The sequence below is a fragment of the Caulobacter sp. GW456-12-1-14-TSB4 genome (genome assembly GCF_059424195.1).
On record NZ_JBWKZF010000013.1, the window covers coordinates 57,509 to 68,405 of the forward strand.

Sequence of the window (10,897 nt, forward strand, 5' to 3'; positions counted from 1 at the left end):
CTTAGCCCTTCATCATGCTGGCGTCGTCAACCGCGATGTCGCCGCGGTTTCGGAAGAAGGTCACAAGGATGGCCAGACCCACGGCCGCCTCGGCGGCGGCGACGGTCAGCACGAACATGGCGAAGATCTGCCCCGCCACGTCGTGCAGGAAGGCCGAGAACGCCACGAGATTGATGTTCACCGCCAGCAGGATCAGTTCGATCGACATCAGGATGACGATGACGTTCTTGCGGTTCACGAAGATGCCGAAGACGCCGATCGTGAACAGGATCGCGGCGATGACGAGATAGTGCGACAGCCCGATCATTCGGAGATCCCCTCGCCCGGCTTGATCTGGACCAGCTCCATGCCGGTCTTGGGGGTGCGGGCCACCTGCTTGCCGATGTCCTGGCGCTTGACGCCCGGCTTGTGGCGCAGGGTCAGGACGATGGCGCCGATCATGGCGACCAGCAGCACCAGGCCCGCCAGTTGGAAGAAGAAGACGTAGTCGGTGTAGAGCACCTGGCCGATCGCTTCGGTGTTGGGCACGCCGCCCGGCGAAGCGTTCGGCAGGGCGTTGCGCGAGGCCGCGCCGTTGGTGGCGACCGCAGCCACGACCATCACCATCTCGGTGGCGATGACCAGGGCGATCGCGCCGCCGAACGGCAGGTACTGCACGAAGCCTTGGCGGAGCTCGGCGAAGTCCACGTCCAGCATCATGACGACGAACAGGAACAGCACCGCGACCGCGCCGACGTAGACGACGATGAGCAGCATCGCCAGGAACTCCGCGCCCAAGAGGACGAAGAGGCCGGCGGCCGAGAAGAAGGCGGTGATCAGGAAGAGCACCGAGTGCACGGGATTCCGCGCCGACACGACGAGAAGACCCGCCGCGATGGTCGTGAATGCCAGCAGATAGAAAGCGATCGCCTGCAAGGGCATTGGCCCAGGGCTCCCCTGAAATCTTACGTTCGATGACGTCGACGCCTTACGGCGCAACGCCTGCTTCGGATTCGCCAGACCGTTTAGCGGTAGGGCGCGTCCAACTCCAGATTCTTCGCGATCAGGCGCTCCCAGCGGTCGCCGTTATCGAGAAGACGTTCCTTGTCGTAGTAGAGCTCTTCGCGGGTCTCGGTCGCGAACTCGATGTTCGGACCTTCCACGATGGCGTCGACCGGGCAGGCCTCCTGGCACAGACCGCAGTAGATGCACTTGACCATGTCGATGTCGTAGCGGGTCGTCCGGCGGCTGCCGTCCTCGCGCGGTTCGGCCTCGATGGTGATCGCCTGGGCCGGGCAGATGGCTTCGCAAAGCTTGCACGCGATGCAGCGCTCTTCACCCGAGGGATAGCGGCGCAGGGCGTGCTCGCCCCGGAAGCGCGGCGACTGCGGGCCGCGCTCGTTCGGGTAGATCACCGTCTTCTTCGGCGCGATCATGTACTTCATGGCCAGGCCGAAGGCGCCGGCGAAGTCCAGAAGGGCCGCGCCCTTGACCGCTTGAGTGATGCGCTGGAACACCAGAGCTCTCCTAAAACCTATACTTCCGAGGAGGCGCGTTGGCCCCTCCCCGTCTCGATTGGGCCTAAAGCCCCTATTTCGCCTCGCGTGGGATCACGCAGGTGTAGTTCGACAGCTGAGCGGGGTCTCCCCCGTCCTGCTTGGCGCGGATGGTTCCGCCGGACGCCTTGCACTTGTCGCCTTCGCGACGGAGGTCGTCATAGCTGACGGTCCCGTCGCCCAGCGAATAGGACTTGTCCGTCGCCGCCACGGCGCAGGCCGTCAGGGCGAGGCCGGACAGGCCCAGGGCAAGGATCGCGGCGCGGCGCATCAGGCCCCCGGACCGAACACGCGCCACCCGGCGACCAGGGCCACCAGCACCAGCGAGGTCGGCAGGAACACCTTCCACCCCAGGCGCATCAGCTGGTCGTAGCGGTAGCGAGGCACGATGGCCTTCGCCATGGCGATCATGAAGAACCAGAAGCAGATCTTGGCGTAGAACACCAAGGCCAGGGCGAACTTGCCCCACCAGCCCCAGCCCGACAGGTCGGCCGGGAACGGCAGGTTCCAGCCGCCGAAGAACAGCACGCTGATCATCGCGCACATCAGAACGATGTTCGAATATTCGGCGACCATGAACAGCAGGTACGGGGTCGAGCTGTACTCGACCTGGTAACCGGCCACGAGTTCGGATTCGGCTTCCGGAAGGTCGAAGGGCGGGCGGTTCGTCTCGGCCAGGGCCGAGATGTAGAACATGCCCATCGACACGATCATGATCGGCAGCAGGACGAGGTTCTTCAGGCCGCCGCCGAAGACGTTCCAGTTCCAGAACCAGCCCGACTGCTTCTCGACGATGGTCGACAGGTTCATCGAACCGGCCAGCAGGATCACCGTGATGATGATCAGGCCGATCGAGACTTCGTACGACACCATCTGCGCCGCCGAACGCAGCGCGCCCAGGAACGGATACTTCGAGTTCGAAGCCCAGCCGCCCATGATGATGCCGTAGACACCCAGCGAGCTCATGGCCAGCAGGTAGAGGATGCCGACGTTGAGGTTGGAGACGACCCAGCCCGGCGCGAACGGCACCACGGCCCAGCCGATGAAGCCCAGGACCAGGCTCAGCAGCGGCGCCAGCATGAAGACGATCTTGTCGGCGCCGGCCGGGATCACGATCTCCTTCAAGACGAACTTGAGGAAGTCGGCGAAGGACTGCAGCAGGCCGAACGGGCCAACCACGTTCGGGCCTTTGCGCATCTGGACGCCGGCCCAGATCTTGCGGTCGGCCAGCAGCAGGAAGGCCAGGCTCAGCAGGACCCAGATCACGACCAGCAGGATGCCGCCGGTCGTCAGGCCAAACCAGAGAAGCGGAGAAGTCGAGCCCACGATTTACTCCGCAGCGATCTTGGCGGCGCCCGAGGCCACGGCCGCGCATTCGGCCATGGTCACGCTGGCGCGCGCGACGGGGTTGGTCAGGTGGAAAGCCTTGATCGGGCTTTCGAACGGCGCGTCCGACACCTCGCCGTCAGCGCCCAGGGCGCCGACATCGAACGAGGTCGCGACCGAACCCGGCGCATAGTCGATCTGGCCGAAGGTCGGGTGATCGGCGAACAGCTTGGCGCGCAGCTGGTCCAGGCTGTCGTAAGGCAGCTTGTGGCCCAGCACTTCCGACAGAGCGCGCAGGATCGACCAGTCTTCCTTGGCCTCGCCCTTCGGGAACACGGCGCGACGGCCCTGTTGCACGCGGCCTTCGAGGTTCACGTAGAGACCGTTCTTCTCGGTGTAGGCAGCGCCCGGCAGGATCACGTCGGCCTTGTGCGCGCCGGCGTCGCCGTGCGTACCGAGATAGATCTTGAAGGCGTCCGAAGCGGCCGTCTCGCACTCGTCGGCGCCCAGCAGGAACAGGACGTCCAGGGCGCCCGGCTTCAGCATGTCGCTGGCGGCCAGACCGCCCTCGGCCGGGACGAAGCCCATGTCGAGGCCCGCGACGCGCGCGGCGGCGGTGTGCAGGACGTTCCAGCCGTTCCAGCCTTCGCGGACGACCTTGACGGTCTTGGCGAGGCCAGCGGCGGCCTTGAGGATCGCCGCGCCATCGGCGCGGGCCAGAGCGCCCTGGCCGATGATGATGGCGGGACGCTCGGCGGCCTTCAGGGCGGCGACGAAGTCGCTCTTGCTCTTGGCCAGACCCGACAGGGTCTTGGCGCCGGCGCCGAGGTAGTCGTAGTCGAACGTCAGGTCGGCTTGCTCGCCGATGACGCCGAAGCGGGTCTTGCCGGCGATCCACTGCTTGCGGAAGCGGGCGTTCAGGACCGGGGCCTCGAGGCGCGGGTTGGCGCCGACGAACAGCACGACGTCGGCGTTCTCGATGCCGGCAATGGTCGAGTTGAACAGCCAGCTCTCGCGCGGGCCAGCGCCCAGGGCGGCGCCGTCCTGGCGGGCGTCCAGGTTCTTCACGCCCAGGGCGGTGAAGAGGTCCTTGGTCGCCTTCAAGCTCTCAGCGTCCTGCAGGTCGCCGGCGATGACGCCGATGCGCTCAGGCGCGGTCGTCTTGATCTTGCCGGCGATGGCGGCGAAGGCCTCGGCCCAGGTGGCCGGCTTCAGGCTGCCGCCGACGCGGACATAGGGACGATCCAGGCGCTGACGGCCCAGGCCGTCGACGGCGTAGCGCGTCTTGTCCGAGATCCACTCTTCGTTGACGTCCTCGTTGATGCGCGGCAGCACGCGCAGCACGGCCGCGCCGCGGGCGTCGACGCGGATCGACGAACCGAGGGCGTCCATGACGTCGATGCTCTCGGTCTTCTTCAGTTCCCACGGACGGGCTTCGAAGGCGTAGGGCTTGGAGGTCAGGGCGCCGACCGGGCACAGATCGATGACGTTGGCGCTGAGCTCCGACGTCACCGCCGCGCCCAGATAGGTCGTGATTTCAACGTCTTCGCCGCGCGAGATCAGGCCGATTTCCGGCGAACCGGCGACTTCGGTGATGAAGCGGACGCAGCGCGTGCACTGGATGCAGCGCGTCATCACGGTCTTGATGAGCGGGCCCATGGCCTTCTCTTCGACCGCGCGCTTGTTCTCGTCATAGCGGCTGTCGTCGCGGCCGTAGCCGACCGCCTGGTCCTGCAGATCGCACTCGCCGCCCTGGTCGCAGATCGGGCAGTCCAGCGGGTGGTTGATGAGCAGGAACTCCATCACCCCTTCGCGGGCCCTCTTGACCATCGGAGTCTTGGTGAAGATCTCCTGGCCCTCGGCGGCCGGCAGAGCGCACGACGCCTGCGGCTTCGGCGGGCCGGGCTTCACCTCGACCAGGCACATGCGGCAGTTGCCGGCGATGGACAGACGTTCGTGGTAGCAGAAGCGCGGGATCTCTTCCCCGGCCAGTTCCGCGACCTGCAGAACCGTCATGCCGGGCTCGAACTCGACTTCGACGCCGTTGACCTTGGCGATAGCCATAATCGTTACTCCGCCGCGATCAGCTTGGCGCCCTGCACGTGCAGGCGACCGCTACGATAGGAAGCAATCCGGTCTTCCACCTCGTGGCGGAAGTGACGGAACAGACCCTGGATCGGCCAGGCGGCCGCGTCGCCCAGGGCGCAGATGGTGTGACCTTCGACCTGGGTCGTGACGTCCAGCAGGGTGTCGATCTCTTTCGGATCGGCCTCGCCGGTCGCCATGCGCTCCATGACGCGCCACATCCAGCCGGTGCCTTCGCGGCACGGCGTGCACTGACCGCAGCTCTCGTGCTTGTAGAAGTACGACAGGCGGGCGATGGCGCGGACCAGGTCGGTGGACTTGTCCATGACGATGACGGCGGCGGTGCCCAGACCCGACTTCAGGTTCCGCAGGGCGTCGAAGTCCATCGGCAGGTCTTCGCACTGCTCGGCCGGGATCATCGGCACGGACGAACCGCCCGGGATGACGGCCTTGAGGTTGCCCCAGCCGCCGCGGATGCCGCCGCAGTGGTCTTCCATCAGCTGACGGAAGGGGATGCTCATGGCTTCTTCGACGTTGCAGGGCAGGTTCACGTGGCCCGAGACGCAGAACAGTTTGGTGCCGGCGTTGTTCGGACGGCCAAAGCCGGCGAACCACGAGGCGCCGCGACGCAGGATCGTACCGGCGACGGCGATGCTCTCGACGTTGTTGACCGTGGTCGGCATGCCGTAGAGGCCCGCGCCGGCCGGGAACGGCGGCTTCAGGCGCGGTTGGCCCTTCTTGCCTTCCAGGCTTTCCAGCAGGGCGGTCTCTTCGCCGCAGATATAGGCGCCGGCGCCGTGGTGGACGTAGATGTCGAAGTCCCAGCCGTGGACGTTGTTCTTGCCGACCAGCTTGGCCTCGTAGGCCTGCTTGATGGCTTCTTCCAGCACTTCGCGTTCACGGACGTATTCGCCGCGAATGTAGATGTAGCAGGCGTGGGCCAGCATGGCGCGCGAGGCGATCAGGCAGCCTTCGATCAGGAGGTGCGGGTCATGCCGCATGATCTCCCGGTCCTTGCAGGTGCCCGGCTCGGATTCGTCGGCGTTGACGACCAGGTAGTGCGGACGACCGTCCTTCACTTCCTTGGGCATGAACGACCACTTCAGGCCGGTGCCGAAGCCCGCCCCGCCCCGGCCGCGCAGGCCGGAGTTCTTCATGTTGTCGATGATCCAGTCGCGCCCGGCGTCCAGGATGTCCTTGGTGCCATTCCAGCAGCCGCGCTTCTTCGCACCTTCCAGGCCCCAATCATGGAGACCGTAGAGGTTCGTGAAGATGCGGTCCTTGTCTTCGAGGATACCGACCATGACTCAGCTTTGCGGATCGAATGGATGGGCGCGCACATAGCGCGTCCGACGAATGATGACATAGGCGAAAAGCAGCCAGCCCGCGCCAATCGTGACGAGACCGGCGACGACCGCCAGGAACGGCGCGCCAGCCACGGTGCGACCCCAGATCAGCAGGATCGCGCCCAGGAGGCACGCCACGAAGCCGATACCGCGTTCACGGCGATACAGGCCCCGGATGGTGTCGGCATAGGCCGCGCGGCGGATGTTGAGTTCGCTGTCGTCGATCATGACGAAGCGCCCTCCTTCTTGGCCGCGCGCATCCAGCCCAGAATGAACCAGATCTGCGAGCCAAGACCGCCGACCAGCGCCACGAAGAAGACCGGCAGCAGCCAGTCGATCTTCAGCGACACCGCACCAAAGATCGCCACGCCGGCCAGCACGAAGCAGGCCGCGGTGATGGCGATCATCACGGTCAGGCGCTTCTTCTGGATGACGGCGTCGGCGGTCATGTTAGGCGGTGGGCTCCGGCTTTGCCTTCGTAGCCTTCGGCTTCTCGGGCAGGTTCGGGATCTTGATCTTCTTGGCGTACGAACCGTCGTACAGCTTCGGGTCCGTGAGCGTGTGGATCGCGCCCTTCGGCTCCGAGGCGCCGCGGCCTTCGTAGCTGCCCGGCTTCGGGTCCTTGCCGGCCGCGAAGTCGTCGAGGATCTGGGCCAGGCTCTCCGGCGTCAGGTCCTCGTAGTAGTAGTCGTTGATCGCGGCCATCGGGGCGTTGCAGCACGCGCCCAGGCACTCGACCTCTTCCCAGCTGAACTTGCCGTCGGCCGAGACGTGGTTGGCGTCGCCGATCTTGGCCTTCAGCACGGCCTTCAGGTCCAGCGCGCCGCGCAGCTGGCACGGCGTGGTGCCGCACAGCTGGACGAAGGCGACCTTGCCGACCGGCTGCAGCTGGAACATCACGTAGAAGGTGGCCACTTCCAGCACGCGGATGACCGGCATCTCGAGCTGCTTGGCGATCTCCTGGATCGCCGGCTCGGAAATCCAGCCTTCCTGCTTCTGGGCCAGCCACAGCATCGGGATCACCGCCGACTGCTTGCGGGCGGCGGGATACTTGGCTTTCCACCAATCGGCCTTGGCCTGGCTGTCCTTGGAGAAGGCGAAGCTGGCCGGCTGTTCCTTGGCGAGACGACGTACGCTCATCGGGCGAAATCCACGCGGACGATCTTGTCGCCCTTGAAAGTGTAGATGGCGGCGACCTGGAACGGCGCGTCGCCGTTGCCGCGGTCGACATGCTCGTGGTCAATCACGTTCGCACCGACCACGATGCGGTTCAGCAACTGCGCCTTGTTCTTGGGGAACTCGGCGAAGGTCTTCTCGTAGAAGGCGCGATAGGCGTCCAGGCCCGTACGCGCCACATCGCCGTTCAACCCCGCCACGACCACGTCGTCGGCGAAGTGGGCGCAGTGCGCGTCCAGGTCCTGGGCGTTGTAGGCGTCGAGTTGCGCCTGGGCGATCGCTTCCAGACTCACCGATCGACCTCGCCGAACACGATGTCGAGCGAGCCCAGGATGGCCGAAACGTCGGCCAGCTGGTGGCCGCGGTTCATCCAGTCCATCGCCGCCAGGTGCGAGAAGCCCGGAGCCTTGATCTTGCAGCGGTACGGCTTGTTGGTGCCGTTGCTGACGACGTAGACGCCGAACTCGCCCTTGGGCGCTTCGACGGCCGCGTAGACCTCGCCTTCCGGCGTCTTGAAGCCCTCGGTATAGAGCTTGAAGTGGTGGATCAGGGCTTCCATCGAGCGCTTCATCTCGGCGCGACGCGGCGGGCTGACCTTGTTGTCCTCGGTCAGCACCGGGCCCGGCGTGCCGCGCAGCATGGCGACGGCCTGCAGGATGATCTTGGTGCTCTCACGCATCTCCTGCATGCGGCACAGATAGCGATCGTAGCAGTCGCCGTTCTTGCCCAGCGGGATGTCGAACTCGAACTCGTTGTAGTTCTCGTACGGCTGGTTGCGGCGCAGGTCCCAGGCGATGCCCGAACCGCGCACCATCACGCCCGAGAAACCCCAGGCCCAGGCGTCTTCCTTGCTCACGACGCCGATATCGACGTTGCGCTGCTTGAAGATGCGGTTGTCGGTGATCAGGCCTTCGATGTCGTCGCAGATCTTGGGGAAAGCCTTCGCCCAGGTCTCGATGTCGTCGATCAGGCTGGGGGTCAGGTCCTGGTGGACGCCGCCCGGACGGAAGTAGTTGGCGTGCAGGCGAGCGCCGCAAGCGCGCTCGTAGAACACCATCAGCTTCTCGCGTTCCTCGAAGCCCCAGAGCGGCGGCGTCAGGGCGCCGACGTCCATGGCCTGGGTCGTCACGTTCAGAAGGTGGTTCAGGATGCGGCCGATCTCGCAGAACAGCACGCGGACGATCTGGCCGCGACGCGGCACCTCGACGCCGAGGAGCTTTTCGATGGCCAGGCAGAACGCATGCTCCTGGTTCATCGGCGCCACGTAGTCGAGGCGGTCGAAGTACGGGATGTTCTGCAGGTAGGTCCGCGCTTCCATCAGCTTCTCGGTGCCGCGGTGCAGCAGGCCGATGTGCGGATCGACGCGTTCGACGATTTCGCCGTCCAGCTCCAGCACCAGGCGCAGCACGCCGTGCGCCGCCGGGTGTTGCGGGCCGAAGTTGATGTTGAACTTGCGGACGGGCGTTTCCGGGATCGCCGGAACCGTCGGTTCGTCGCGGAAGAAGTCGGTGGATGCCGCCGGAGCGTTCGTACCAGTCATGGCTCTATGCCTTCTCCGCCTTCTCGTCGCCCGGCAGCGCGTACTTGGCGCCTTCCCACGGAGACAGGAAATCGAAGGCGCGGAACTCGGTGATCTTCACGGGCTCGTACACGACGCGCTTGAGCTCGTCGTCGTAGCGGACCTCGACATAACCCGTCATCGGGAAGTCTTTCCGCAGCGGGTGGCCGTGGAAGCCGTAGTCGGTCAGGATCCGGCGCAGGTCCGGATGGCCTTCGAAGAAGATGCCGTACATGTCGAACGCCTCGCGCTCGAACCAGTCGGCGACGGGGAACACCGGCGTAGCGCTGGGCACCGGGGTGTCCTCGTCCGTCATCACCTTCAGGCGGACGCGGGTGTTCTTCACCATCGACAGCAGGTGATAGACCACGTCGAAGCGCGCGGCGCGCTCCGGATAGTCCACGCCCGTCAGGTCGACCAGCTGGTGGAAGCGGAAGGCCGGATCGTCACGCAGGAAGGTCAGGGTCGCGACGACATCGGCGGCCTTGGCCACGATGTTCAGCTCGCCGAACGCCACCGAGTGGCCCAGCACGCCGGGCGCGCGGGCGACGATGTCCTGGCCCAGGGCCTCGAGCGGCGAAAGGGTGATTTCGGTCGGAACCACGTCGGTCATCGCTCGATCGTCCCCGTGCGACGGATCTTCTTCTGCAGCTGCAGCACGCCGTAGACCAGGGCTTCGGCCGTGGGCGGGCAGCCTGGGACGTAGATGTCGATCGGCACGACGCGGTCGCAACCGCGCACGACGCTGTAGCTGTAATAGTAGTAGCCGCCGCCGTTGGCGCAGCTGCCCATCGAGATGACGTAGCGGGGCTCCGGCATCTGGTCGTAGACCTTGCGCAGGGCCGGGGCCATCTTGTTGGTCAGCGTGCCGGCGACGATCATCACGTCCGACTGACGCGGGCTGGCGCGCGGCGCGAAGCCGAAACGCTCCAGGTCGTAGCGCGGCATGGCCGAGTGCATCATCTCGACGGCGCAGCACGCCAGGCCGAACGTCATCCACATCAGCGAGCCCGTGCGGGCCCAGGTGATCAGGTCGTCGGCGGCGGCCGTGATGAAGCCCTTGTCGGCCAGCTGCTGCGAGACGCCGTCGAAGAACGGGTCGTGCAGCTTGGGGTCATAGCCCTCGACCGTCGAACGGCCGCCCGAAAGCGCCGGCACGGTGGTGGCGGGAACGATCACTCCCATTCGAGGGCGCCCTTCTTCCATTCGTAGATAAAGCCGACGGTCAGCACGCCCAGGAAGGTCATCATCGACCAGAAGGCGAAAGCCGCTGCGTCGTGCGGCAGCTTCATCAGCGTGACCGCCCAGGGGAACAGGAACGCCACTTCAAGGTCGAAGATGATGAAGAGGATCGACACCAGATAGAACCGGACGTCGAACTTCATGCGCGCGTCGTCGAAGGCGTTGAAGCCGCATTCGTACGCGGACAGTTTTTCCGGGTCCGGCGCCTTCGGCGCGAGCACGGCGGCCGCGAGGATGAAGACGATGCCGATGGCCGCCGCGATCCCTAGGAAGATCACGATCGGCAGATACTGGAGGAGGAAGGCGGTCATGACAGCCCTTGGCTTGAATCGAGCGGGTTGTAGCCCACTGTCGCCAACGCTTCAAACACCCCAGACCACATTGAGAAACGATCGCAACTAGAGCAGTTTCCCCTAACGGCGATCGATTGCACGCGAACGCTTTCCTCTGTGCCTGAAAGGACCGGCGCGACTGCCCTGCTCTGCTCCATCCACATGAAATAGCTGAGCTCTGGCGGGCTATTTGACGCTTCTTCGATATGGCCGTTGACACGAGTCTTCGGCCGACATATCAGACGCCCCTCGCCGCAGGGCGGGTCGCACTTTCGCTTCGGCGAAGGGATATGCGGA

At 65.4% G+C, this 10,897-nt stretch carries 15 protein-coding genes; all 15 read right to left on the reverse strand.

Annotated features, from left to right (window positions below; translation table 11 throughout):
• Position 1: 1 nt before the first annotated feature.
• The 15 genes from nuoK to AC07YH_RS14090 all read right to left on the reverse strand — a co-directional run bounded on the left by nuoK (position 2) and on the right by AC07YH_RS14090 (position 10,579).
• Complete coding sequence (nuoK, locus tag AC07YH_RS14020; protein ID WP_494747591.1) at positions 2-307, reverse strand: NADH-quinone oxidoreductase subunit NuoK; 306 nt, start codon at positions 305-307, stop codon at positions 2-4.
• Complete coding sequence (locus AC07YH_RS14025; protein ID WP_494616721.1) at positions 304-921, reverse strand: NADH-quinone oxidoreductase subunit J; 618 nt, start codon at positions 919-921, stop codon at positions 304-306. Before AC07YH_RS14025 ends, nuoK begins: the two co-directional genes overlap by 4 nt.
• Positions 922-1,004: 83 nt before the next feature.
• Positions 1,005-1,496: an NADH-quinone oxidoreductase subunit NuoI gene (gene nuoI, locus AC07YH_RS14030; RefSeq protein WP_056051151.1), complete on the reverse strand. Its 492-nt coding sequence runs from the start codon at positions 1,494-1,496 to the stop codon at positions 1,005-1,007.
• A gap of 73 nt (positions 1,497-1,569) precedes the next feature.
• Positions 1,570-1,806, reverse strand: a complete 237-nt coding sequence (locus tag AC07YH_RS14035; protein WP_494747592.1) for a hypothetical protein — start codon at positions 1,804-1,806, stop codon at positions 1,570-1,572.
• Entirely contained in the window at positions 1,806-2,861 is a 1,056-nt protein-coding gene (nuoH, locus tag AC07YH_RS14040; RefSeq protein ID WP_494747593.1) for an NADH-quinone oxidoreductase subunit NuoH, read from the reverse strand. The genes AC07YH_RS14035 and nuoH overlap by 1 nt, the downstream gene beginning before the upstream one ends.
• A gap of 3 nt (positions 2,862-2,864) precedes the next feature.
• Positions 2,865-4,925, reverse strand: coding sequence for an NADH-quinone oxidoreductase subunit NuoG (nuoG, locus tag AC07YH_RS14045; protein ID WP_494747594.1), 2,061 nt, complete (start codon positions 4,923-4,925; stop codon positions 2,865-2,867).
• Between the two features lie 5 nt (positions 4,926-4,930).
• Positions 4,931-6,250, reverse strand: a complete 1,320-nt coding sequence (gene nuoF, locus AC07YH_RS14050) for an NADH-quinone oxidoreductase subunit NuoF (protein ID WP_494747595.1) — start codon at positions 6,248-6,250, stop codon at positions 4,931-4,933.
• 3 nt (positions 6,251-6,253) lie between these two features.
• Entirely contained in the window at positions 6,254-6,520 is a 267-nt protein-coding gene (locus AC07YH_RS14055; RefSeq protein WP_494747596.1) for a hypothetical protein, read from the reverse strand.
• The gene (locus tag AC07YH_RS14060; protein ID WP_494747597.1) at positions 6,517-6,741 is read right to left on the reverse strand and encodes a hypothetical protein; all 225 of its coding nucleotides are present in this window, start codon (positions 6,739-6,741) and stop codon (positions 6,517-6,519) included. The genes AC07YH_RS14055 and AC07YH_RS14060 overlap by 4 nt, the downstream gene beginning before the upstream one ends.
• Before the next feature lies 1 nt (position 6,742).
• Complete coding sequence (nuoE, locus tag AC07YH_RS14065) at positions 6,743-7,432, reverse strand: NADH-quinone oxidoreductase subunit NuoE (protein WP_494747598.1); 690 nt, start codon at positions 7,430-7,432, stop codon at positions 6,743-6,745.
• Positions 7,429-7,761: a nuclear transport factor 2 family protein gene (locus tag AC07YH_RS14070; RefSeq protein WP_494747599.1), complete on the reverse strand. Its 333-nt coding sequence runs from the start codon at positions 7,759-7,761 to the stop codon at positions 7,429-7,431. Before AC07YH_RS14070 ends, nuoE begins: the two co-directional genes overlap by 4 nt.
• On the reverse strand, positions 7,758-9,008 hold the full coding sequence (locus tag AC07YH_RS14075) for an NADH-quinone oxidoreductase subunit D (protein ID WP_494747600.1): 1,251 nt from the start codon (positions 9,006-9,008) through the stop codon (positions 7,758-7,760). The genes AC07YH_RS14070 and AC07YH_RS14075 overlap by 4 nt, the downstream gene beginning before the upstream one ends.
• A 4-nt stretch (positions 9,009-9,012) precedes the next feature.
• The gene (locus tag AC07YH_RS14080; protein WP_494747601.1) at positions 9,013-9,639 is read right to left on the reverse strand and encodes an NADH-quinone oxidoreductase subunit C; all 627 of its coding nucleotides are present in this window, start codon (positions 9,637-9,639) and stop codon (positions 9,013-9,015) included.
• Positions 9,636-10,232: a NuoB/complex I 20 kDa subunit family protein gene (locus tag AC07YH_RS14085; protein ID WP_494747602.1), complete on the reverse strand. Its 597-nt coding sequence runs from the start codon at positions 10,230-10,232 to the stop codon at positions 9,636-9,638. The genes AC07YH_RS14080 and AC07YH_RS14085 overlap by 4 nt, the downstream gene beginning before the upstream one ends.
• Positions 10,202-10,579 (reverse strand): NADH-quinone oxidoreductase subunit A, encoded by a 378-nt coding sequence (locus AC07YH_RS14090; RefSeq protein ID WP_494747603.1) that lies wholly within the window; start codon positions 10,577-10,579, stop codon positions 10,202-10,204. Before AC07YH_RS14090 ends, AC07YH_RS14085 begins: the two co-directional genes overlap by 31 nt.
• Positions 10,580-10,897: the final 318 nt, after the last annotated feature.

Excerpts from the sequence above, each read along its gene's own strand:
- nuoE (WP_494747598.1), bottom strand. The coding sequence starts at position 7,432 with ATGAGCGTACGTCGTCTCGCCAAGGAACAGCCGGCCAGCTTCGCCTTC.
- AC07YH_RS14055 (WP_494747596.1), bottom strand. The coding sequence starts at position 6,520 with ATGATCGACGACAGCGAACTCAACATCCGCCGCGCGGCCTATGCCGAC.
- AC07YH_RS14060 (WP_494747597.1), bottom strand. The coding sequence starts at position 6,741 with ATGACCGCCGACGCCGTCATCCAGAAGAAGCGCCTGACCGTGATGATC.
- nuoK (WP_494747591.1), bottom strand. The coding sequence starts at position 307 with ATGATCGGGCTGTCGCACTATCTCGTCATCGCCGCGATCCTGTTCACG.
- nuoG (WP_494747594.1), bottom strand. The coding sequence starts at position 4,925 with ATGGCTATCGCCAAGGTCAACGGCGTCGAAGTCGAGTTCGAGCCCGGC.
- AC07YH_RS14090 (WP_494747603.1), bottom strand. The coding sequence starts at position 10,579 with ATGACCGCCTTCCTCCTCCAGTATCTGCCGATCGTGATCTTCCTAGGG.
- AC07YH_RS14080 (WP_494747601.1), bottom strand. The coding sequence starts at position 9,639 with ATGACCGACGTGGTTCCGACCGAAATCACCCTTTCGCCGCTCGAGGCC.
- AC07YH_RS14035 (WP_494747592.1), bottom strand. The coding sequence starts at position 1,806 with ATGCGCCGCGCCGCGATCCTTGCCCTGGGCCTGTCCGGCCTCGCCCTG.
- AC07YH_RS14085 (WP_494747602.1), bottom strand. The coding sequence starts at position 10,232 with ATGGAAGAAGGGCGCCCTCGAATGGGAGTGATCGTTCCCGCCACCACC.
- AC07YH_RS14025 (WP_494616721.1), bottom strand. The coding sequence starts at position 921 with ATGCCCTTGCAGGCGATCGCTTTCTATCTGCTGGCATTCACGACCATC.
- AC07YH_RS14075 (WP_494747600.1), bottom strand. The coding sequence starts at position 9,008 with ATGACTGGTACGAACGCTCCGGCGGCATCCACCGACTTCTTCCGCGAC.
- nuoF (WP_494747595.1), bottom strand. The coding sequence starts at position 6,250 with ATGGTCGGTATCCTCGAAGACAAGGACCGCATCTTCACGAACCTCTAC.